We start from the raw sequence: 23,170 nt of genomic DNA on the forward strand, positions 1-23,170 counted from the left end.
GGGTGTCGGTGCCCGCACGGGCTTGCTGTGCGTATCCAGTGAAGGCTACCGCTGGACGCACGCGATGGTCTGGTTGGGTGAGGAGGCCCGGTGGGGGAAGACCTTGCGGGCTCCTCCTGAGGAGTCCACGGAGAAGGACTCCGAGTAGTCCTTGAGCGGGGCGTCGGGCGCCTCGAGCCGGTCACGGTACTGGTACGAGCAGGTGACCGTGGAGTTGGGCGCGAATCCTGTCACGTCGATGACGATGCGCCAGCAGGAGTTGGCCGGGAAGCCGGTCTCGCGCAGGTCCTGGGCGGTGCACACCGCCTCGGGCGCGGTGGTGTTGATCCGGAAGGTCCCCTGACCCACCGAGGCTGTCGCCGAGTCGCAGGACCAGGCCGAGGAGTGCCCCAGGTCGTTGGTCGAGCGCACGCACCAGGTCGCCGAGCCGCCGGCGCCGGGCTCGAAGGTCTTGGTGCCCGAGGCTGCGACCGCCTCGGTGTTCGCCCCGTCCGAGGAGGTGGCCCCCTCGTGGCTCGTGGCCCGCCCCCCGCCGGTTCCGGCGGTCCACGAGCAGCTCACGCCGGTGCCCGCGGGCGTGCAGCTGACGCTCGGGGCCGAGGGCGGCCCCTGGGGGGTGACGGCGTTGGAGCTGACCACCTCCGAGACCGCCGCGGAGTCGTCCTCGCCGACGGCCCGCGCCTGGACGGTGTAGGAGGTGCCGTCACGCAGGCCCGAGAAGGTCGTGCTCTCGCCCCAGCCGGCCGCCTCGTTGCCCGCCGAGTCCACGACCCGGTACTCGATGTCGATGTCGTCGTCGTCCCAGCCGTTGCCCGCCACCGGCGTGGCCGGGGTGGTCACGGTGATCTGACCGCTCGTCCCGGTGGCGGCGGCGACCGGGACCGAGGGCCGCGGTGGGGCGCTCGTCACACGGAACTCGGCCGAGGTCGGTGGGGAGGAGGCCGACCCGACCTCGGTGGTCGCGGTGACCGTGACGGTCACCGCGTGCCTGCCCGAGCCCAGGGACGGGGTGGGCACCGTCACCGAGGTCGCCCCGCCTGCGGGCACGGTCGTCGTCACCGCTCCGGAGACGGTCACCGAGTAGCTGAGGGAGCCCCCGTTCGCCCCGGCGGCGCCCCAGCTGACGAGGAGCCCGGCCCCCGCCCTGTACTCCACGTTCGGGGCACCGGGCGCCGTGGGCTGGTCGACCGAGCGCACGGAGACCGAGGCGCAGTTCTTCTGCCCCGCCGCGTCGACGTAGGCGCAGACCTGGGCCGTGTAGGTCCCCGGGCGCACCGCCAGCCGCACGCTCGTGCCCGTCGTCGTCTGGGAGGCCACCACCGAGCCCCCCTGCATGATCGCCACGTCGTAGGTGACCGACGCGTCCGGAGCCGAGGAGGGCTGCCAGGACAGGTCGACCGCGCCCTCGCCCCCGTCGACCGCCGTCAGGGACGAGGGGGCCGTGGGCGTCAGGGTCAGCCGCACGGGCGCCGAGGCCGCCGAGGGGCTCGAGCTGCCGACGGCGTTGGTCGCCACGACGCTGAAGGAGTAGGTCCCTCCCATCGACAGGCCGCTGGCCAGGCACGGGGAGCCGGTGCAGCTCCAGGTCCCGGCGCCGGAGGTCTCGGTGAGGGTGTAGCCCGTGATCGACGAGCCGTTGTCCGACCCCGGTGTCCAGGAGACCTGCATCGAGGAGGATCCTGCGGGCTGGGCCGTGACCCCGACAGGGGCGTCGGGGGGCGAGGCGACGGTCACGGTGACGGTTCCCGAGGCGGCACGAGCCATGGAGCCGGTCGCGTCGAGAGCCGTGTAGGACACGACGAGGCGGCCGGAGAAGCCTGCGCCGGGGGAGATCGTCAGCACCGTGCCCGAGGCGCTCACCTCGCCCGTGCCCGAGGTGACGCGGGGGGCGTCCGCCAGCGTGACGGCCTGCCCCGGGAAGGGGTTGGTGACCAGCCCGGCCACGTCGACGCTCACCGGCGAGCCGTCGGACTCCAGGGTGGTGGGCACGGTGGTCATGAGCGGTCGGGTCGAGTCGCTCACCCGCAGGGGCACGCTGACCGTGACCGGGTCGTTCGTCGCGTCGTCGACGGTGACGTCGACCGAGCCGGTCGTCCCGACCGCGGCTCCCGGGGCGGCCGAGACCGACAGGGTCGAGCCGGACAGGGAGACCTCGAAGCCCTCGGGAGCGCCGCCGGCGGAGAAGGTGAGCGGGTCCTCGTCGGCGTCGCGCGTCATCTGCGCCAGGTCAGCGGTCACCTCGCCCTCACCAGGGGCGACGATGATCTCGGTGGGGGTGAGGACCGGTGGGGTGTTGGTCGTGGACTCCACGACGATGGGGAGCGTGAGGTGGGAGCTCAGGGCGTCGTCGCCCGTGCCGTCGGCCACCGTCAGGCTCACGGTCGTCTGACCGGTGAACCCGCCGGTGGGCGTGATCTTGAGGGAGCCTCCGTCGCCGGCAGGCTCGGCGGAGTCCAGCCCGGCCCCGGTGCGCAGCCCCTCGGCTGCGGTGACGACGGGGGAGGTCCCGGCCCGCGTGAGGACGTAGGAGGACAGGTCGACCTCGGTGGTCGTGTCGGCCGGGACGCGCACCGGGACGGCCGAGGAGTTGAGCCACGGCTTGAGGTCGCTCAGGGCCGGGACGACGAGCACGGCGTGTCCCGTCTGCCCGTCCTGGTCGGTGACCGTGTAGAGCACGAAGCGCCTCTCGGTGCCCACGGTCACCCGCAGGGACTGGTCGACGACGGTCGCCCCCGGGTCGTCGGTGCTCAGCGTCAGGTCCCACGGCGAGCCGTCGGCGTCCTTGTCGTTGTCGAGCACGGGGGCGGTTACCACCCCTGCGGCGTCGACCTGCTCGACCGTGACGTGGTCGTCGACCGCGACGGGGCTGATGAGCGGGGCGTCCTGGAGCACCTGGATGGTCAGGGTGCCCAGGTCGGTGCCGCCGCGGGAGTCGGTGACCGTGTAGCGCACGGTGTACACGCCCTCGGCCTGGGGCAGCTCGGCGACGACCTGGCCCCCGCGCACCGACAGGGTGAGGGCCTCGTCCTCGCTCGTCGGGGTCCCCTCGAGGGTCAGGGAGTCCCCGTCGGCGTCGAGGTCGTTGGACACGACGTCGGCGGCGACCGTGCGGCCCGGCTTGGCGGTGACGACGTCGTCGACGGCCTGGGGGGCGTTGTTCGTCGCCGAGGCCGGGGCGACGCCGACGCGCACCGTGGCCGTCGACTGGGCGCCGAACCGGTCCTCAACGAGGTAGGTGAAGGTGTCGGTGCCCATGGCCCCGGCCGAGGGGGTGTACTCGAGCCAGGTCGTGCCCGTGCGCACCGAGCCCATCGTGGGCGCCTGGTCGAGGCCGACGAGGCTGACCGAGTCGCCGTCGGGGTCGATGCCGTCGAGGGGCACGGTGATCCTCGTCGAGGAGCCGGCCACGGTCCCGGCCTCGAGCCCCTGGGGGCTCGGAGCCACGTTGGCGGCGTCGTCGCGCACGCGCACCTCGATGTCGACCCGCGTCGAGGTCGTCTGGCCGGCGGTGTCGGTCACCGTGTAGGACAGCGAGGTCCGCCCCGGGGTGTCGCCGGCCTTGAAGCGCACGAGGTCCTCGCTCACCCACGCGGTGCCCAGGTCGTCCCCGGCCAGCCCGAGCTCGTCGGACACGCTCAGGGCCAGACCCGAGGGAGAGGTGTCGTTGTCGAGCACCGGCACCGACACGACGTCGCCGGCGCGCACGACGGCGGTGTCCTGGGTGGCCACCGGCACCTGGACCTGCTCGGAGGTGACGGGCGCGACCGTCACCTGTCCGGTGGCGGTCGAGGTCCCGTTCGAGACGGTGTACTCCACGTCGACGCTCTGCCCGATGGTCGCCGCCGCGGAGACCTGGAGCAGGGAGTGGTCGACGACCGTGACGCTCAGGCCCGACTCGGCCGGGGCCGAGGCCGACTGGAGGACGAGGATCCCCCCGGCGGGGTCGAAGTCGTTGGACAGGGGGGCCACCGTCACCGCGCCGCCCTCGCGCAGCAGCGCGGTGTCGTCCTCGGTGACCGGGGGGACGGTGGGGTCGGAGGGCTCGACGACGTCGATGCGCACGATGCCCTGGGCCACCCGGGGCCCCGCGGCGGCGTCGTAGGTGAGGTAGAGGGTCTGGGCCGACTCGGCGGTGAAGGTGAAGGTCCCTGCCTGGAGGTTCGTCTCGACCTGGGTCCCCGTGGGGGCCTCCTGGACGGCGGCGAGGCTGAGCGCCTCCCCGGTGGGGGAGATGTCGTTGTCCAGGGGGGCGACGACGGCCGAGGTCCCGGCCACGACGCGCACGTGGTCGGCGTTGGCCACCGGGACGGCGGTGTCGGAGGGCTGGACGTCGACCGTGACCGTGCCGGTCGCGGTGGCGCGCCCGTCGGAGACCACGACGCTCACCTCGCGCGCACCGGGGGCGCCGGTCAGGTCGCGCACCGTGACCGTGCCCTCGTTGGTCGTGCGCACGTCGAGTCCCTCGCCCGCCGCGGAGACGAGGTAGAAGGTGTCGCCGTCGGGGTCCTGCCAGCTGCCCAGGACGCTCAGGGAGGCCGAGGCGTTGCCTGAGACGGTCAGGGTCGGCGTCGAGGTCTGCACCGGCGCCTCGTTGAGGGTCCAGTCGCGCACCTCGACCGTGGCCACCGCCGAGTCGGACAGACCGCGCCCGTCGTCAGCGGTGTAGGGCAGGCTGATCGTGCCGGTGGCCTCCTCGGGGACGTCGAGCCGCAGGGCCAGGCCCGACTGCGCGGTGGTCACGGTGGCGGCGCTCCCGGGGTCCCCGGGGGTGGCCGTCAGGACGTCGCCGTCGGGGTCGGAGTCGTTGGCCAGCACCGGCAGGATCGTCGACCGCCCCGGTCGCACGCCGAAGGTGTCGTCATTGGCCTCCGGGGCGTGGTTCTCCTCGGTGCGCTCGGGCAGGGTCTGGGACTCGCTGGTCTGGGCGGAGTCGTCCTCCTGCTCGGAGGTGTCGTCCGTCTGGGAGGTCACGTCGGTCCAGTCCTCGACGAGCACGAGGAGCTCGTCGGGCAGCCAGACCGTGCCCTGGGTGATGTCGTTGAGCACGATGGCCTCGCGGTTGACCCGGAAGACCGGCGTCGTCGAGGACGCCAGGGCGTCGTCGTGGACGGTCTCGGTCCGGCCGTCGCACTGGCGCACGAACTGCCCGGAGCCCGACCACGCCGAGTAGACGCAGTCGCCCAGGCGCACGGGCTGGGCGGCCACGCCCTCGGGCACCGTCCCCTCCTCGACGGCGGGCACGGTCGTGGGGGCCGACCCGTCCAGCGGCACCGAGATGAGCTCGGTGCGCGAGGCCACGAGCACCGCGTCGGCGTCAGGGCCGGGCTGCTGGAGGACGAGGCCCGTCTCGCCGAGGTCCCTTGAGGCGCCGTCGGGCAGGTAGAGGACGCCCGCACCGCGGTCGAGGACCACCGTGCGCTCGCCCACCGCCGTGACCGCGACGTCAGTGCCCGCGGTCAGCGGCAGGGCGACCTGCTCCGGCTCGTCCCAGGCCGAGGCAGTGACCGGGACGGTGACCGCCCGCCCGGCCTTGGCCGACACCGCGTGGACCGACCCGTCGGTTCCCGCCACCGCGACGACGTCGGGCATGGACTCCACGACAGGAGGCGCCGAGGCCAGCGAGCCCACCGCGCTCACGCTCGTGGCGCGCACGGTCCCCGCGGCGCCGTCCACCGCGATGACCCGGTCGCCGCCCTGGGCGACCGTCGCCCCGGTGGTCAGCTGGGTGGCCGTCGACAGCGACACGGTCGTGGGGTTGACGGCGGAGACCGCGCCCACGGCCGTGTCGGGCACGAGCACGTCGTTCTCGGACTGGGTGACGTCGAAGGTCGAGGTCGTCGTGCGGATGGCGCCGTCGACCTGCCTCGAGGGGTAGTTGAGCCGGGCCACGAGGTGCTGGTCGGTGCTTGTCACCCACACGCCCCCGTCATTGAGGTCGACGTCGGCCTGGGGGGAGCCGTCATGGGCCCAGGCGGCCACGCCCAGGGCGGTCACGGCCAGGGCGGCCACGACCGATGACAACCGGCGCCGGGTCCTCAGCGAGGACCAGCGCATGACGACCCGCGACCCGACCACCGTGCTCACCGGCGTTCAGGTACGCGGGTGCGCGAGGCGACCTCCTGGGCAAGGACGCGCCGGAGCATCGTCGAGGAGGTCGTCGGGGTGTAGGGCAGGTAGACCACCCTCGCCCCGACCTCGGCCATCTGCTCCTCCAGGAGCCTGCCCTTGTCGGTGTCACGCCAGTCGGTGCCCTTGAACAGGAGGTCGAAGGGCGTGCGCTTCCAGGCCATGCGCTTGTCCTGGTCGAGGTCGGGGACGACCTCGTCGACCACCCGCAGCGCGGCGACCACCGCCATGCGCTCGACGTGGGGGACGATCGGGGCCCGCCCCTTCATCCGCACGAGGGACTCGTCGGTGGCCACGCCCACGACGAGGCGGTCGCAGTGGCGGGCGGCGCTGTTGAGGATGTTGAGGTGCCCGATGTGCAGCATGTCGAAGCCGCCGGGGACGTAGCCGGTGAGCATCAGTAGGCTCCCTTCCCGCCGGCGACGGCGCGCAGGGTGGCGGCCAGGACGTAGGTGTCGAGGGCCGCGCCGCGGTTCTCGACGTAGTGCCGGTCCAGGGCCACGGTCGACTCCCAGGACAGGTCGGAGCGGCCCGAGACCTGCCACAGGCCGGTCATCCCGGGCTTGACGAGCAGGCGGCGACGGGCCTCCTCGTCGTACTCGGCGACCTCGTGGGGTAGGGCAGGCCGGGGGCCGACGAGGCTCATCTCACCGCGCACGACGTTGAACAGCTGGGGCAGCTCGTCCAGCGAGGTGCGCCGGATGAAGCGGCCCACCCGGGTGATCCGGGGGTCCTTGCGGTCCTTGAAGAGGATCTCGTTGCCGGCGTCGCCGCCCGAGGCCACGAGGGCGGCGCGGCGCTCGTCCGCGTCGACGTACATCGAGCGCAGCTTCCACATCGTGAAGGTCTTGCCGCGCAGCCCGACACGGGTCTGGGTGTAGAAGACCGGCCCGGGGGAGTCCAGGCGGATGGCCAGGGCCGCAGCGGCCAGGACCGGTGAGGCCAGGACGATGATGAGCGCGCCGCCCAGGCGGTCGACGAGGTTCTTGAGCCCGAAGGCGGTGCGCCGCAGGCGGACGTCGATGAGTCCCGACCAGCCGTGGGTGACGGGAAGTCCGTGCATGCGGCGGGGGACGACGTCCTGCAGCCCGGGTGCGATGACGAGGCGGGCGCCGGTGGAGTCCAGCGCGCGCATGATCGACACGAGCGAGTCCGGTGTCACCCCGCCCAGGGTCATGACGACGTCGATGCGCTCGGAGCGCACCGTGCGGGCCAGCGAGGCGACGTCGCCCACGGGCGTCGCGTTGGGGGCCCGCCCCTCCCCGGAGGAGAGGTAGCCCACGATGAGGAAGCCGTCGCCGGGGTGGCGGCGCAGCTGACGCAGCACCGGCTCGGCGCCGTTGCCCATGACGATGAGCGTACGACGCAGCCCGTGGCCCTCGACGCGCCGCCGCCTCAGCCAGGAGGACTCCGCCGCGCGCCCCGCCACGGCGAGCGCGGCCTGGGCGGCCAGCGGACCGAGCACCGAGACGACCGGCGCCCGGGGGGTCGCGTGCTGGGCGAGCAGGACCGCGACCGGGGCCGTGACCACCGCCCCGGCCAGGACCTGGGTCCAGCCCGAGCGCGCCTGGTCGACGACGTCGACCCGCAGGGCCCCCAGGGCCCACGCCATGGCGATCATGATGACCCCCGCGAGCGCGGCACGACCAGCGGCCGCCGCGCCCGACACCATGAGCACCCCGCTCGGCACGAGGACGGCCGCGATGTCACTGAGGACCAGCCAGGTGATCAGGTCCCTGCGCATGACCGGCCACGGCACGAAGGCGGGTGACGCGAGGGGTGGCAGGAAGCCACGCGCATCAGCTCGCCGCGTGCGCCGACGAGTGGGCTGATGCACGTGTGCTGTGGTGGACAGACTGGGCACGACGCCTCCGGTGCTGTGATGGGTGGACGGGTTCCGGCTGGGCGGGGCGGGGGAGCCCGCTCAGCCGGCGCTAAGAAAGGGTAGTGCCAGGAATCGGCTGGAAAGACCGTTGCAAATCGTGATCTTACCTGTGGCAACATGGGAGCCGCCCAGGTTCCAGGGTTCAAGCCGATCGCGGTTCGATATTGTGACGATACCGTGATGGTACCGTGATCTTCGACGTTGGTCGTGTGCCCGTCGACACCTTTTTTCAACCGGCCCGGCGCCGTCGTGGCGCGCCGGGGATCAGTGAGGAGGACCGCCCGTGGCCCGCGCAGCGTCACCCGGCTCCTGGGCGTCCGTACGACGCGCAGCGGTGGCCAAAGTCGTCGTCATGGTGGTCTCCGGCGCCTTCGGCCTGGTCAACACCAGGCTCATCATCGGCCACTTCGGGGCAGATGCCTACGCCCAGTACGGCCTTCTTGCGACATTCCCCACACTCATGCCCTTCACGGACATGGGGATCGGGGCGGTCATTCTTAACGCGGTCGCCGCTTCTCGTGATCTTCCGCATGACGCAGTGGTGCGTCGCACCCTCACTACGGCCCTGCGCGTCCTTCTCGTATCGGCCCTGCTCATCGCCACGGCGGGTATCGTCCTGGGCCTGCTGGGGCTGTGGCCCACGCTCCTGGGGGCGCGGCTCATGGAGGGCGGCGGGAGGACCGCCACCGTCTGCCTCGTCATCTACGCGGCCGCCCTGCCCCTGAGCGTGGGGCAGAGGGTCGTCGTCGGGATGGGGCGCTCGGCCACCCAGGTCCTGAGCCAGGGCATCGTCTCCCCGGCGCTGTCCTGCCTCCTGGTCATCACCATCGTCGCCCGGCTCGACGCGGGCAACGCCGTGTCCGTCCTGTCCTACCTGGCCAACACCCTCGTGTCGATCATCTGCCTGGTCGTGGCGTGGCGCGCGACGCGCCCGCTGCTGCGCGACGCGGTGCGTGACGTGCCGCGGCTGCGTGCCGTGCGCGGGGTGCGGATCGTCGACACCGCGGTGCCCCAGCTCGTCCAGTCCCTGGCGATCCCGATCGCCTTCCAGACCGACCGCCTCCTCCTGTCCCACCTGGGACGCTCCGAGGCCCTGGCCCAGTACAACCTCGCCGCGCAGCTGTTCAACCTCCTCACCCAGACCGTCGTGGTCACCGGAGTGGCGATGTGGCCGCACTTCGCCCGCGCCCGGGCTGACGGGCGGGTGGAGTCGCCCTTCCGGCCGGCTCTCCTCTTCGGCGCCGGCGGCCTGGCGATGGGGCTCGTCCTGGCGGCCCTCACCCCGTGGGCGGCCCGGCTGCTGTCCGACGGCGCCGTCACGATCCCCCTGGCCCTCATCGTGGCCAGCGTGCTCAACGTCGGCGTCGAGGCCTTCAAGCAGCCCCTGGGCATGTACATGACCGACCCCAGGGGCCTGCGCTTCCAGATGCTGCCCGTGCTCGTCCTCGTGCCGGTCAACCTCGCCCTGTCCTGGGTGCTCATCGAGTACCTCGGCGCGGCGGGACCGATCCTCGGCTCGGTCCTGTCCGTGGCCGTGTGCCAGATCCTGCCCTACTCCTGGTGGGTGGCGCGCGACGTGCGCCGACGCCGCGGTGAGGCCGCCCGGGACGGTGGGCAGTAGCGTGGGCGCCCTGGCCGGGGCCGGCCGCCGCGCCCACCGCGAGGCACGCCGTCCAGCCCGTTCAACCCGTTCAACCCGATCAACCCGTTCAACCCGCTTCATCCCGTTCGACATCCGCTTGACGCTGACCGAACCGACCCTGAGGGAGACGCAGTGACCACCCAGCAGCCATCTCACACACGCCCCGCGCCCGGTGGGCCCGGCAGGCCCGGTGTGCGCGACTCCGTGCGCGCTCTCGCCGCCGCCCAGAAGTCGAAGGCGGGAGCGCCCCTGTACTCCCGCCTCGTCAACCGACCGGCGGGCCGCGTGCTCGCCGCGCTCGCCCACTGGCTGGGGCTGAGCCCCGACCAGGTCACCGCGCTGTCGGCGTGCTGCACCTACCTGGGCGTCGTGCTCATCGCCGTGTGGGAGCCGTCGGTGGGCTCCGCCGTCGTCGTGTCGGGGCTGCTCATGCTCGGCTACGCCCTGGACTCAGCCGACGGCCAGCTCGCCAGGCTGCGCCACGGCGGCTCCCGGGCGGGGGAGTGGCTCGACCACGTCGCCGACGTCATCAAGCTGTCCACCATCCACCTGGCCGTCGCGGTCGGGCTGTTCCGCTTCAGCCTCGAGGACCTGGGCGGTCCGGGGGTCCTGCTCGTGCCCCTGGCCTTCTCAGCCGTCCAGACCATCCACTTCTTCAGCTACATCCTCACCTACCAGCTGCGCCACCAGGGCGGCACCCCTCTGGCCAAGGACGAGGGCAGGGCGGGCTTCCTCAAGTCGGTCCTGTCGGTGCCCACCGACTACGGCCTCATGTGCCTCGTGCTCGTCCTGCGCTTCGCCCCGAGCGTCTTCGTGTGGGTCTACGGCCTCATGCTCGTGGGCTACGCCGCCTACGTGGCGCTCGCCCTGCCCAAGTGGTACCTCGAGCTGCGGCGCGGATCCTGAGGGGGACGGCGATGGCACTGCTGACCGGCCGCAAGGCCCTGCTCATCTACACCGGCCGCAAGGACGGCCTGGGCAACCGGGTGCGGGCCCTGCTCAGCGCCCAGGCCCTGGCCCAGGCCGAGGACCGGGACCTGTACTACGTGTGGAGCGCGGACAAGGACTTCGGCCCCCGCGTCGACCAGCTGTGGCGCTTCACCGCCGGGCGTCCCGTCCCGCGGCTCGTCTCGCGGGCTCTGGCCCCGGTCCACCCCTACCGGGGGGTCGACATGACCTCCCTGGACGCGGCCGACCGAGCCCGCCACCTGTGGCAGATCCGTTCGGGGGGCCTCGAGGTCGACGTGCCCGAGGGGGTGCGGGACTGGCGCGGGATCCTGCGCGAGCTCGAGCCCGTCGAGCAGGTCGCCGCTCGGGTGCGCGCGGTCTTCGACTCCGGCCTGCGCGGCCGCCCCTACGTCGGGGTGCAGGTGCGTACCCACGCCGTGTCCCACGCCAAGACCGTGGCCTCCTCCCCGGTCGAGTGGTTCGCCCAGCGCATGCGCCAGATCCGTGCCGAGCACCCCGGCGTCCCCTTCTTCCTGTCCTGCGACACCGCCGAGGCGCAGTCACGTCTGACCGAGGAGTTCGACGGCTGCCTCGCCCTGGAGGACAAGGGCGGCTACAACACGGTCACCGGGGTCCGCTCGGGGCTGGTCGACCTCTACCTGCTCGCCTCGGCCCAGCACCTCGTGGGCGCCTCGTACTCCTCCTTCGTGGAGATGGCCGTGTTTCTGTGCGACGGGATCGTGCCCTTCGAGCGTCCCAACCAGGCGCTCGACGGGCCCGTGGACCTGTCCCTGCCGCTGGCGCGCGACCCGCTGCGCCCGGCCCTGCGGGGCTGAGGGCGCCTCAGCCCCGCAGGGTGCCCGCGACGGCCTCGACCATCGCGGCGCGGTAGCGCTCGACGCTGAACCGCTCGGCGGCCTCGGCCTGCGCCGTGCGCGCCAGGCCCGCCGCGCGGTGGGGGTCGGCGGCCAGGCTGAGCAGCGCGTCCGCCAGGGCACGCGGGGAGTCGGGCTCGACGAGCAGCCCGGTGACGCCGTCGGTGACCACCTCCATGAGCCCCTGGACCTGGGAAGCGACCAGCGGCCTGGCCGCGTGCATGGCCTCGACGGCCGTGTTGCCGAAGGGCTCGACCCGCGAGGGCACGATGACCGCGTCGGCCCACTCGAGGACCGGCCACGTGGGGTGGACGTAGCCGAGGAGCTCGACCCGTCCGGCCAGGTCCGGCTCCGAGGCGCGCCCCCGCAGCTCCTCCTCGTACCACTCGTAGCCCGGGAAGACCGTGCCGCACACCCGCAGGCGGGCGTCCACGCCCTCGGAGGCCAGGAGGGCGACGGCCTCGAGGGCGACGTCGATGCCCTTGCGAGGGGACAGACGAGCCACGAGGGCGACGCGGAAGCTCGCCCCGGGCAGGCGCTCGCGCAGGGCGCCGGGCTCGGTCGGCGGTCCCGGGACGCCGTTGTGGACCACCTCGGTGCGCCGGGCCAGGAGCGGCTGGACGTCGAGCAGCGCCCGTCGGGCGGCCTCCGAGTTGGTCACGACCCGCGTGGCCGCGAGCAGCGGGGCGTTGAGTCCCGTGCGCACGAGGCGGTTCTGGGTGCTCTCGGCCTCGTGGACGTGGACGAGCACCGGCACCCCGGCTGCGCGTCCCGCGGCAGGCCACCAGGGCATGGTCACCGTGTTGACGACCAGGAGGTCCGCGCCCGAGGCCGCCACGACCCCCCGCAGCCTCGCGGTCTCCGGGGCCGCCCCGCCGACGAGCGCGGCCAGACCGCGCGGGGTGAGCAGGGCCTTGCGCAGCACGGTGAAGGGGACGAGGGCCACGGCCGCCCCGGCCTGCCGCAGCGCACCGGCCAGGGGGCCGTCGTGGGGCAGCGCAACCTTGACCCGGTGGCCCGCCCCCACGAGGGCGAGGACCGTCTCGAGGAGCTGGCGGTCCGAGCCGTAGAGGTCGGGGGAGGGGTGGGCGACCAGGATCGTGGCGCTCATGCGGGCACCTTCCCCGTGCGCCGTCCGCTGGGCCGTCGACGCCGTGGCCCCTGGGTGGCCAGGCGGCGGCACAGGTCCTCGTAGCGCGACGCCACCTCGTCCCAGTCGTAGCCGGCGGCCCGCTCGCGCGAGGCCGCAGCGCGCTCGGCACGGGCGCCCGGGTCGGCCTCCGCCGAGGTCACGAGGGCGGCGACGTCCTGGGCCGTGCGCCAGTAGCGTCCGGCACCGGCCAGGACCTCCCGGTTGAAGGAGACGTCGAAGGCGTCGACCGGCGCCCCGGCGCCGATCGCCCGCAGGAGGGAGGGGTTGGTCCCGCCCACCGAGTGCCCGTGGTGGTAGACCAGGGCGCCGGCGTAGAGCTGGTCGAGGAGCTCCTGGTCCCACACGCTGCCCAGGAAGCGGACGCGGGAGTCGGCCAGGGACTCGACCCGACGGGTGTACTCGTCGGCGTAGGGGGCCGCCCCCACGACGACGAGGGGCAGGCGGGCGCCGGAGCCGGTGTAGCCCTCGACGACGACGTCGACGTGGTTCTCGACCTCGAATCGGGCCACGACGAGGTGGTAGCCGCCGGGGGACAGGCCGAGCTCGGCGAGCCGCCCCGTGCCCGGCTCGATCCTCGGTGCACCGTAGGAGATGAGCTCGGTGGGGGCGTTGAACTCCAGGTCGTAGTACTCGGCGATGCCCTGGGCGTCGGCGATGAGGGCGTCAGAGTAGCGCACGGCCGCCGCCTCGGCGGCGCGGTAGTAGCGCCTTCCCCCGGGACCCCACTTGCCGCGCTGCCACTCCAGGCCGTCGACGTGGGTGGCCACCGGCACCCGGGCCGCGCGCAGCGCGGGCAGGAAGGGCGCGTTGGCCGAGTTGAAGACGACGGCGACGTCCGGGTGGGGCCGTGCCAGCAGGTGGGCCACGGAGGCGCCGGTGTGGGACAGGGTCTCCAGGCTGCGCCGCCTCATGGCGGGCAGCTCGACGACGCGCATCCCCTCGTGCCTCGTGGGCAGGCGGTGGGTCCGGTCCGGGTTGCGCGAGTACACGAGGACGCGGTGGCCGCGTGCCGCCAGGCGGCGGCCGACCTCCTCGATGGCGGTCTCGAAACCTCCGTAGCGTGCGGGTACCCCACGGGTCCCGATCATGGAGATCCTCAGGCTGTCAGGGTTCAGGGCTGTCATGGAGTTCTGTGCGTTCCTTCGTGAGGAAAGTCGTCGGACGGGGCGGTGCTGTCGGTGCTGTTGGTGCTGTCGGTGGCTGTCGGTCGTGATCACTGTCGTCGTGGCTGTGTCGCCTCTCGAGGTGAGCCGGGGCCGGGTCGGCGGATCGGCCCGACCAGGCTACAGCCGTGCCAGGGGCGGGGCGACACGGGCGGTTGGGAGCGATGGCCGTCGGCCGGCTCGGTCCGGTGGGTGTTCCCTGGGGCCGGAACGTGCCTATCCTTCCCGTGTGACCCGATTCGTACGGACCTCGCTCATCATCGCCGTGTCAGCCTGCGTGCTCGCCGCCTCGGCCTGCTCCGACTCCTCTGAGACCTCGGCCACGCCGTCGCCGAGCGCACCGACCATCGGCACCCCGGACCCGACGACGGTGCCCACGAAGGTGACGACTCCCGCCCCCGTCGACGCCGAGGCCCAGGCCCAGGCGACCCAGCAGGTCGAGCAGGGCGACATCGCCGCCGACCAGGTCGAGCCGGTCGGCTTCGGCGAGGCCGTGGCCCTCGACGACGGCCTCGCCGTCTCGGCGGGCGCCCCCACGGCCGCCGAGCTGAGCGCGGGCGCCGGTGAGATGGGCGGGCCCGGTGTCATCGTGCCCGTCACCGTCGCCAACCCCACGGACGAGGAGCTCCCTCTGACCGGGCTGGTCGCCACCGTCACCTACGGACCCGACCAGGTCCCCGCCTCCGAGGTCACGACCGCCTCGGACCCGGCCCCCGCGACCCTGCCGGCCGGCGAGGCCATCGTCATCGAGATGGCCTTCCTCGTGCCCGCCGAGGGGCTCGGCGCGATCACCGTCGTCGTCGACCCCGGGGCCGGGTCGAGGGCGGCCGTCTTCACCGGATCGGCCGCCTGAGGGCTTCCCGGTCGGAGCCTGTCAGGTGCAGGCGACGGTACGGGTGGTGCGCTTGGTGCCTCGTGGTACCTGAGGTACCGCTGTGGCAGCGCGCGCATTGTCACAGGCATTCCAGTTCACACGTGGCGGCCAAGGCGCGCTAGTGTGGCTCGCAACCCGCTTTTCCTGGCGTTGACCCTCCCGGCATCGCCGAGGCGACGGGCCATTTCCCGCCAGTCGGCCGGGACCCGTTCCCGACCTATGAACTTTCTCGTCTCCGGAGCCGCCTCGTGCCGCGTCTCAAGCGCCGTCTGCGTCCTGTCCTTGTCCTGAGCATCGCTTTGAGCACTGCCCTTGCCGTCGGTGGTGGCCTTCTCCCAGCCGCCCCAGCCCACGCCGACTCGGCTCCCGAGCCCCAGACCGTGTCCGCCGACGCCCTGCCGACCGTCCAGGTCAACGGCGTCGTGTGGGACCAGGAGGTCGTGGGGAACACCGTCTACGTCGCGGGGTCCTTCACGAGCGCCCGCCCCGCCGGCGCGTCCAAGGGCGTCAGCGAGACCCCCCGTGCCAACCTCCTGGCCTACGACATCCGGACCGGGGAGATGCTCGACTGGGCGCCCAGGACCAACGGCGCGGTCAACACGATCACCGCCTCGGCGGACGGCTCGGTCATCTACCTCGGAGGAGAGTTCACCGCGCTCAACGACGAGACGACCTGGCGGGTCGGGTCGGTGGCCGCCGACACCGGTGCGAGGATCCCGGTGGGAGCCTCCGCCAACGCCACCGTCAGGGCCCTCGAGCTGGGGCCCGACGGGACCACCCTCTACATCGGGGGCACCTTCACCCAGATCAACTCCTCGGCCCGCCAGCGCGTGGCCGCCATCGACCTGACCACCCAGACCCTGACCTCCTTCACCGCCCCGGTGGACAACTACTTCGTGCGCACCATCGCCGCGGCGGTCGACGGCAGCGCCGTGGCCATCGGAGGCGCCTTCACCTCCGTGGGCTCGCAGTCCAACCCCGGCTACGGGATGGCGATCCTCGAGCCCGACGGCCAGCTGCGGCGCAACAACCTCACCTCGGTGGTGCGCAACGCCACGAGCTACGCCTCGATCATGTCCCTCGAGGCGGACTCCCAGGGCCTGTACGGCACCGGGTACTCCCAGTCCCGCACCTACGGGAGCATCGAGGGGCTCTTCCGGGCCAACTGGGTCTCCGGCGACCTGGACTACCTGGCGGACTGCCACGGCGACTCCTTCGACGTCCACCCCACCGCGGAGGTCGTCTACGTCGCGAGCCACACCCACGACTGCTCGAACATCGGCGGGATGCCTGACTCCAAGCAGTACTACAACGCCGTGGCCTTCACGAACGCGGCCACGGGCACGGTCAAGACGAACACCGTCTCGGGGTACACCAACCACGCCGGGCAGCCGGCCACGACCAACCTCAACTTCTACCCTGTCTTCACCAACGGCACCTACACGGGCACGAACCAGGCGACGTGGACCGTCGAGGGCAATGACGAGTACGTCGTCTACGGCGGGGAGTTCCTCACCGTCAACGGCACCGCCCAGCAGGGCCTGGTCCGCTTCGCCCGCCGGGACGTGGCCCCCAACGCCGAGGGACCCATGGACAAGGGCGGCGCCTACGCGGTGAGCGCGCAGTCCCCCAGCCCCGGGGTGGTGACCCTGTCCTTCAAGGCCAACTGGGACCGCGACGACAGGACGCTCACCTACAAGGTCTACCGCGACGACGACACCTCCACCCCCGTGTCCACCCAGACGGTCTCGGCGGGCTTCTGGGCGCTGCCGCAGCTGAGCGCCACCGACACGGTCGAGCCGGGCACGACCCACCGCTACCGGGTCGTCGTCGAGGACCCGTGGGGCGCCTCGACCCGTTCGGACTGGGTGACCGTGACCGCGGCCGCCCGGGACGACGGCGCGGAGCTGGGCGCCTACGGCCTGCGCGTCATCCAGGACGGGGCCACGAACTACTGGCCCCTCGACGAGAAGTCGGGCCAGTCGGGGGCCGACCTCATCGGCGGCGCCACCATGACGGTGAGCGGCAAGGCCTACACCCGTGGCCAGGCAGCGGCGATCGGCTCGGGCAAGGCCATCGCCTTCTCGCCCTCGCGCCGCTCGGTCAGCTTCGCGACGACGACCTCGGCGAGCACCGCACCGGGCGTCTTCTCGGTCGAGGCGTGGTTCCAGACGACCACGACCTCCGGCGGGGTCATCGCCAACTTCGGCTCCTCGACGACAGGCTCCTCGACGAGCAAGGACCGCATGGTCTACATGCGCAACGACGGCACCCTGGGCTTCATGCTCTACCCCGGGGCTGTGACGACCATCGCCAGCCCCCGGTCGTACAACGACGGGTCCTGGCACCACGTCGTGGCCACGATGAGCCCGACCGAGGGCTCGGCCCTCTACGTCGACGGCGAGCTCGTGGGCTCCGACGCCACGATGACCCGGGGACAGGCCTTCGACGGCTTCTGGCGCGTCGGCGGGGACTCGGTGGCGGGTGTCGCAGTGGCCCCCTCCTCCGGCTACTTCACCGGCTCGATCGACGAGGTCGCCGTCTACGGCACCGCCCTGGGGCTGGACGCGGTGCGCGCCCACTACGCCCTGGGCACCGGTCAGGAGCCAGAGGACCCGGCCCAGCCGGATGCGGGCGACCAGGACCAGTCCATCCTGCTGGCCGACGACTTCTCCCGGACCACCTCGCGCGGCTGGGGCAGCGCGGACACCGGAGGGTCCTGGACGGCCGCGTGGGGCAACTCCCTCTTCTCGACCGCCGACTCCCAGGGCCGGATCGCGATGAAGGGCGCCAAGTCCTCCTCGTCGATCAGCTCCCAGGTCCTGGCCTCGACCTCCACCGAGGCGGTCATCGACATGTCCTTCGACGCGGTGCCCACGGGCAACGGGGCCTACGTGTCCTACCAGGCGCGCAAGACGGCCGCAGGGACCTACCAGGCGGGCATCCGCCTGGCCTCCAACGGGGCCCTGACCCTGACGGTGTCCAAGGTCGTGGACGGCAAGGAGACGACCCTGGGGACCGCGCGCCTCGATGGCACCTACCGCGCCGGTGACCCGCTCCACCTGCGGATCGTCGTCGACGGTGAGGAGACGACCACGCTGCGGGCACGTGCCTGGACCGGAGACGCCGAGCCCGAGGCCTGGCAGATCGACACCGTCGACTCCGAGGGCACGCTCAGCTCCCCGGGATCGGTGGGCTTCACGACCTACATGTCGGCCTCGGCCGGCAAGGACGAGACGGTCAACGTCTCGGTCGACAAGGTGACCGTCAAGCGCCTCGGCTGAGCCCCAGCGGGCCCCAGCGGGCCCCAGCAGGTCCCGGCGACGACGGGGCGGGCCGTACCCACGGTACGGCCCGCCCCGTCGTCGTCTAGCGAGGCAGGGGCACATCGGGCCCGGGCAGCGTCCCGCGTCGCACCTGGCGGGCCAGGCGCAGCCCGTCACGGGTCGCGGCGACCGCCGTGCGCACCGGCGCAAAGGACCCGAGGAGCTGGCGCCTGCCCCCACGCAGGACGACCTCGCGGGCGGCGCCCACCGAGGAGGCGACCCACCTGCGCTGCTCGGCGGGCTCGAGCCACAGGGCCGCGAGCAGCAGCCGGTTGCGGATGTTGTAGTAGTAGTAGGTGAGGGACTTCGCCCGGGCGCCGGCCTCGTTGTGCGTGCCCCCCTCGTCGTGCACGGCGCAGGCCTGGGACAGGGGCACGAGCCGCCCCCCGGCGCGCAGCACCCTCCAGGAGAAGTCGACGTCCTCCCAGTACAGGAAGTACCGGGCGTCGAAGCCCCCGGCGGCCTCGAACAGGCTGGTCGACAGCGCCAGGCAGGCGCCGGACAACCACGGACGCGTGCCCCCCGGGGGGGCGGGACGGCTCGACCTGGGTGAGCGCATCGAGCCGTCTGCCAGGCACACGACGGCGCGGTCGGCCACGACCGTGCCCCGCGAGCTGCGCAGCACCGGCGCGACAAGGGCCGTCGGCTCCGCGGCCGCCCGGGCCACGAGGCGCGCGAGGTCGGCGCGGGCGATGACGGCGTCGGGGTTGAGCAGGACGAGCAGGTCCCGGCCCCGGGCACGTGCGCGCGCGACGCCCAGGTTCATGCCGCCGCCGAAGCCGGTGTTCGTCCCGGGCTGCTCGAGCACCCACCCCTGACGGCGGCACAGCTCGGCCGTCGGGGCGGTGCTCGCGGGCTCGGGGTCGTTCTCGACGACGACGACGAGGGCCTCGGGGACGGCCCGGGCCACCTCGGTGAGGTTGCGGTCCAGGAGCTCGGCGGAGCCGTAGCTGACGACGACGACGGCGGTCCGGCCCAGGAGCGCCTCGCCGTCCCCGGCGGTGCTCGCCCAGGCGTCGGGGCGCGCGTCATCGCGGCCGGGGGGAGCAGGTGCTGGCGCGGGGTCAGGGGCCATGGTCGGAGCCTTCCGAGAGGTGGTCAGGGCGCGGTGGAGCACAGGAAGAAGGTGCCCGAGGGATAGTACCGTCGAGGCCGTGGCCCGGTCGGGCCGCAGGAAAGGAGTCCCTGTGGAACACGCGCTCAACGGGACCGGGGCCCTACCCCGGTTGACTGTGGCAGTGCTCACTTTTCGTCGCAACGCCTACCTGGCCGAGCTGCTTCCCGCGCTCATCGAGCAGGCCCGCTCCTGCCGCGGCGTGCAACGGGCCCGGGTGCTCGTCGTCGACAACGACCCCGACGCCGGGGCCGCGGGCACCGTCGAGGCGGCCCGTCCCGCGCAGGCCCCCGACACCCTCCTCGGTGTTCACGAGCCCGAGCCGGGCATCGTCGCCGGACGCAACCGTGCCCTCGAGGAGTGCGCCGAGGAGGACCTGCTCGTGTTCATCGACGACGACGAGATACCCGGCGACGGGTGGCTCGACGCCCTTGTCGAGGCCTGGGGGGCGGGGGGCTGCGCGGCGGTGACCGGCCCGACCCCGCCGAGCTTCGAGACGGACCCTGACCCCTGGGTGAGCGCCTCGGGCGCCTTCGACTCCTGGCAGGCCCAGGACGGCGCGGTGGTGTGGAGCGCCGACACCGGCAACCTGCTCCTCGACCTGGCGGTCGTGCGTCGTCTGCGCCTGCGCTTCGACCCCCGCTACGGGCTGACCGGCGGCGAGGACTCGCTGTTCACCCGCCAGCTCACCCGTGCCGGGGGCGTCATCCGGTTCGCCTGCGGGGCGGTGGTGACCAAGCGGGTTCCCCCGGGCAGGGCCAACCGCCGGTGGGTGCTCGAGCGCGCCTACCGATCGGGCTCGTCCTGGGCGCGGGTGCGCATCGACACGGCCTGCGGACGCCGCCTGCCCCTGCGCCTGGCCTACGCCGCCAAGGGCGCGGCCAAGGCGGGTGTCGACGGCCTGCGTGCCGTGGTCGCCACGGCACGGGGCGACGTCGGTGCCCGAGCCCTCCACGAGGTCTCCAGCCGCGGAGGAATGGGCATGGTCGTGGGGGCCTTCGACGTGCGTGTGCGCGAGTACGGGCGCGCGGGCTCCAGGAGCCGGCGATGACCGCGGTGCGTGGGCTGACCGTCGCGATCCCGACCTACAAGCGCCCCGAGGCCCTCGCGCGGGCGCTCGCGGGCGTCGGGAGGGAGGTCAGCGCCCTGCCCGCGCCCCTGAAGGAGGTCACCGAGGTCCTCGTCATCGACAACGACCCGCGGTGCTCGGCCGGCGCCGTCGTGCGAGAGGCCGGGGCCGGGGACCTGAGCGGCGTCCGTCTTCGCCCGGTGCACGAGCCCGCCCCCGGGGTGGCGGCGGTGCGCAACCGGGCCCTGGCGGAGGCCGGCCCCGACGGGCTGCTCGTGTTCATCGACGACGACGAGGAGCCCGAGGCCGGCTGGCTGGGACTGCTGCTCCAGACCCGGGAGCGCTTCGGCGCACAGGCCGTGGCCGGGCTCGTCGTCCCCGACTACGAGGCCGAGCCGGACGCCTGGGTGCGGGCGGGCGGGTTCTTCGACCGGCAGACCTGGCCCACCGGGACACGGCGAGACGTGGCCGCGACGAACAACCTCCTGCTCGACCTGGCCTTCGTGCGCGCGCAGGGCCTGGGCTTCGACGAGGCCTTCGGCGCCACCGGGGGAGAGGACACGCTGTTTACCCGACGTCTCGTCGCGGCGGGGGGCGTGATCGTGTGGTGCGCCGAGGCCAGGGTCCGGGACCACGTGCCCGTCGAGCGCCTGGACCACGGGTGGATCCTGCGGCGCCAGCGCTCCCACGCGGCCACCGCCGTGCGTGTCGACCTCGCCCTGGCCGGTGCCGGCCACCACCTGGGACGGCGGGCGCGGGCCCTGGGCGGCGGCGCGGCGCGGGTGGCGCTCGGACTGGCCCGCCAGGGAGCGGGGCTCGTGTCAGGGTCGATGACCCACCGCGCTCGCGGGGCGCGGCTGGTCGCCCGAGGCAGGGGCATGGCCGCGGCGGCCGTCGGCCAGGGCGTGCACGACGAGTACGGGAGATAGGGCGCCCCGGGGCCCGCTCCGGCCCGCCTCAGCCGCCGCCGGGCAGCGGCCGAGCGGACCGCCGCACCGGGGAGGGGGTCGTCGGCGCGGCCCGCGGCTCGTCCTCGAGGGCGGTCGCCATGACGATGGCGAGGAAGGGGGGCAGGATGGTCAGCGGGCCGACGAGGACGTTCATGATCGTCACGAGCACCGCGATGAGCAGCCAGGCGCGGGTGCGCAGGGTGCCCAGGTCGGTCCGCAGCGCGCGCAGCGCCATGAGGACGCCGAGCACCATGAGCGCCGCGCCGGGCACGGACAGCGCGATCCAGGCGTCGACGAGGCCGGAGTGCAGCTCGAAGCCGTTGCCGAACATGTACTGCTGGACGTAGCCGTTGTCCGGGTTGTAGCCGAGCTCCTTCATCCCGTTCATCGCGACCCGCACGTCCTCGTAGCGGGGCATGACCCCCGCGCCGTAGCCCCAGGGCCGGTGGGTGAGCAGCGCCCAGGAGGCCCCGAGCTCGGGTCGGGCGGCCAGGAAGGGGTTGGTCGTGCCGGCGGCCTGGGCGGCGGTGCGGGCCTGGGCGTCCTGGCCCAGGTAGCCCGACAGGGAGGCTGCGACGACGGCCGTGACCGCGGCCAGGGTCATCCCCGCCACGAGGAGCGACTGGTTGAGGCGCAGGCGCGCCGGTGACCAGTGGCGCACCGGCAGGGTCGCGGCGACCGCCTGCCAGACGAGCAGGGCCATGATGAGGAGCATGAAACCGGAGGTGGCCCGCGAGTCGGCCAGGAGGAAGGACACCGCCAGCACCCCGGCGATCGTCGCCTGGACGGGGCGTCCCAGGCCCTGGGTCAGGGCCGTGAGCGTGACGGCCACCGCCACCCCGAGGCCGAACTTCCAGGGGTTGGGGGAGGTCTGGAGGAGGGAGAGGTTGTCGATGACCATGCCCACGCCGAAGGCGGCCACCGCCCCGCGCAGGGACAGGCGCCGGCTCGCCCACACCAGTGTCGCCACGACGGCCGGCAGCCCGGCGGCGAGCAGCAGCACCGAGCGCCGTGCCGAGACGAGCACCGTGAACTCCCCGACGGCCGCCAGGGACAGCACCCACCCCGCCACGACGGCCAGGGCGGCGACGACCAGCAGCCAGGTGAAGCCTCGCGAGCGGCGCACCGCCGTCCAGGTCACCGGCAGGAGGACGAGGGCGGCGCAGTCGCCCACGACGATCCCCCCGGCGACCTCGGTGCGCATCGCCACCAGCGCAGCCATGATCGCCGCGGCGACAGCCTCCCAGGACAGGCCGGTGGGCGAGGGCCGGGCACCCTGAGCGGCCGGGGCCGCTGCGGTCATGCGCGGGACCGGCCGGAGCCGCGTCCCGTGCGGGCCACGTGGCGGACCTGTGCCCGGCCGGAGGGGGGCAGGGCCACACGAGTGCCCCGGGAGCCGCTCGAGCCCCGGTGCAGGAGGAGCGCCACGCAGGCGCCGACGGTCGCGCCCAGGGTCGCGCCGATGAGCGCGTAACGGGACTTCGAGGGACCTGACGGGGCCCCGGGCAGGGAGGCGCCGTCGACATCGGTCAGGGTCAGGGCGACCTCCTCCTCCTGGCCCTTGACGGACATCTCCGAGACGACGCCGCGCAGGGCCTCGATCTCGGCCTTGGCGATCGTCTGGGCGTCCTCAGGGCTCGAGGCGCGGGCCGTGACCTCGACGATAAGGCTGTTGGTCGCGTTGGACAGCTCGACCGAGCCGCGGATCTGCGAGGGCTTCATCCCCGTGGACTGGGCGACCTCGGCGATGACGGTCTCGGAGGTTCCCACCTCGATGAGCGTGGGCATGATCGCCGAGATGACCGTGGTCGAGGAGGTGACCGACTGCGTGCCGTCGCCCGGGTCGGCGGCGACGAGAGCGCTCGCCCTCGAGGTGTAGACGGGCGTGGCGGCGGCCGCCAGGACCAGCCCGGCGACCAGCCCCAGCACGGCGTGCACGAGCACGAGCGGAATGTGTCTGCGCAGCGCGTCGAGGATGTCGTCGGGCTCCATGGCCTGCTCCTTGTCGTCCTGCGGGGCGCGTGCCCCGGCAGCTGTCGTCATGG

The 23,170-nt window shown here is 73.3% G+C and carries 15 protein-coding genes; 7 read left to right on the forward strand and 8 right to left on the reverse strand.

Features of this window, described 5'->3' with window-relative positions; all coding sequences use genetic code 11:
• Positions 1-45: 45 nt before the first annotated feature.
• From EL245_RS10615 to EL245_RS10625, 3 genes are read right to left on the reverse strand one after another with little or no spacing between them, the layout of a single operon-like run.
• Positions 46-6,084, reverse strand: a complete 6,039-nt coding sequence (locus EL245_RS10615) for an Ig-like domain-containing protein (protein ID WP_232009728.1) — start codon at positions 6,082-6,084, stop codon at positions 46-48.
• A complete protein-coding gene (locus tag EL245_RS10620; protein WP_126383101.1) occupies positions 6,081-6,524 on the reverse strand; it encodes an adenylyltransferase/cytidyltransferase family protein in 444 nt (147 codons plus the stop codon). Before EL245_RS10620 ends, EL245_RS10615 begins: the two co-directional genes overlap by 4 nt.
• Complete coding sequence (locus tag EL245_RS10625) at positions 6,524-7,870, reverse strand: sugar transferase (protein ID WP_126383102.1); 1,347 nt, start codon at positions 7,868-7,870, stop codon at positions 6,524-6,526. The genes EL245_RS10620 and EL245_RS10625 overlap by 1 nt, the downstream gene beginning before the upstream one ends.
• A gap of 424 nt (positions 7,871-8,294) precedes the next feature.
• On the opposite strand from EL245_RS10625, the gene EL245_RS10630 reads away from it, so the two are divergent.
• The 3 genes from EL245_RS10630 (at position 8,295) to EL245_RS10640 (ending at position 11,437) form a co-directional block, all read left to right on the forward strand.
• Positions 8,295-9,632, forward strand: coding sequence for an MATE family efflux transporter (locus EL245_RS10630; protein WP_232009729.1), 1,338 nt, complete (start codon positions 8,295-8,297; stop codon positions 9,630-9,632).
• 213 nt (positions 9,633-9,845) lie between these two features.
• A complete protein-coding gene (locus tag EL245_RS10635; RefSeq protein WP_232009730.1) occupies positions 9,846-10,559 on the forward strand; it encodes a CDP-alcohol phosphatidyltransferase family protein in 714 nt (237 codons plus the stop codon).
• Positions 10,560-10,570: 11 nt separating this feature from the next.
• Positions 10,571-11,437: an O-fucosyltransferase family protein gene (locus tag EL245_RS10640; RefSeq protein ID WP_126383104.1), complete on the forward strand. Its 867-nt coding sequence runs from the start codon at positions 10,571-10,573 to the stop codon at positions 11,435-11,437.
• A gap of 7 nt (positions 11,438-11,444) precedes the next feature.
• Here EL245_RS10640 and EL245_RS10645 read toward each other — a convergent pair whose 3' ends face one another.
• Together EL245_RS10645 and EL245_RS10650 are read right to left on the reverse strand one after the other, a co-directional pair.
• Positions 11,445-12,587, reverse strand: a complete 1,143-nt coding sequence (locus EL245_RS10645; RefSeq protein ID WP_126383105.1) for a glycosyltransferase family 4 protein — start codon at positions 12,585-12,587, stop codon at positions 11,445-11,447.
• Complete coding sequence (locus EL245_RS10650; protein ID WP_126383106.1) at positions 12,584-13,753, reverse strand: DUF1972 domain-containing protein; 1,170 nt, start codon at positions 13,751-13,753, stop codon at positions 12,584-12,586. Before EL245_RS10650 ends, EL245_RS10645 begins: the two co-directional genes overlap by 4 nt.
• A gap of 268 nt (positions 13,754-14,021) precedes the next feature.
• Between EL245_RS10650 and EL245_RS10655 the strand changes: the two genes are divergently transcribed.
• Together EL245_RS10655 and EL245_RS10660 are read left to right on the forward strand one after the other, a co-directional pair.
• Positions 14,022-14,645: a hypothetical protein gene (locus EL245_RS10655; protein ID WP_126383107.1), complete on the forward strand. Its 624-nt coding sequence runs from the start codon at positions 14,022-14,024 to the stop codon at positions 14,643-14,645.
• Between the two features lie 314 nt (positions 14,646-14,959).
• Positions 14,960-17,950: a LamG domain-containing protein gene (locus tag EL245_RS10660; protein ID WP_408608405.1), complete on the forward strand. Its 2,991-nt coding sequence runs from the start codon at positions 14,960-14,962 to the stop codon at positions 17,948-17,950.
• Positions 17,951-18,035: 85 nt separating this feature from the next.
• On the opposite strand, the gene EL245_RS10665 is transcribed toward EL245_RS10660, so the two are convergent.
• A complete protein-coding gene (locus EL245_RS10665) occupies positions 18,036-19,067 on the reverse strand; it encodes a glycosyltransferase family 2 protein (RefSeq protein WP_126383108.1) in 1,032 nt (343 codons plus the stop codon).
• Here EL245_RS10665 and EL245_RS10670 point away from each other — a divergent pair.
• Together EL245_RS10670 and EL245_RS10675 are read left to right on the forward strand one after the other, a co-directional pair.
• Positions 19,066-20,157: a glycosyltransferase family 2 protein gene (locus EL245_RS10670; protein WP_126383109.1), complete on the forward strand. Its 1,092-nt coding sequence runs from the start codon at positions 19,066-19,068 to the stop codon at positions 20,155-20,157. The two genes, EL245_RS10665 and EL245_RS10670, sit on opposite strands and share 2 nt — an antisense overlap.
• Positions 20,154-21,104: a glycosyltransferase family 2 protein gene (locus EL245_RS10675; RefSeq protein ID WP_126383110.1), complete on the forward strand. Its 951-nt coding sequence runs from the start codon at positions 20,154-20,156 to the stop codon at positions 21,102-21,104. Before EL245_RS10670 ends, EL245_RS10675 begins: the two co-directional genes overlap by 4 nt.
• 28 nt (positions 21,105-21,132) lie before the next feature.
• Here the strand turns inward: EL245_RS10675 and EL245_RS10680 are convergent, their stop codons facing one another.
• Together EL245_RS10680 and EL245_RS10685 are read right to left on the reverse strand one after the other, a co-directional pair.
• Positions 21,133-22,428, reverse strand: coding sequence for a hypothetical protein (locus EL245_RS10680; protein WP_126383111.1), 1,296 nt, complete (start codon positions 22,426-22,428; stop codon positions 21,133-21,135).
• Positions 22,425-23,168, reverse strand: coding sequence for a YveK family protein (locus tag EL245_RS10685; protein WP_232009733.1), 744 nt, complete (start codon positions 23,166-23,168; stop codon positions 22,425-22,427). Before EL245_RS10685 ends, EL245_RS10680 begins: the two co-directional genes overlap by 4 nt.
• Positions 23,169-23,170: the final 2 nt, after the last annotated feature.

The organism is Actinomyces howellii, from assembly GCF_900637165.1.
Classification (GTDB): Bacteria; Actinomycetota; Actinomycetes; order Actinomycetales; family Actinomycetaceae; genus Actinomyces; species Actinomyces howellii.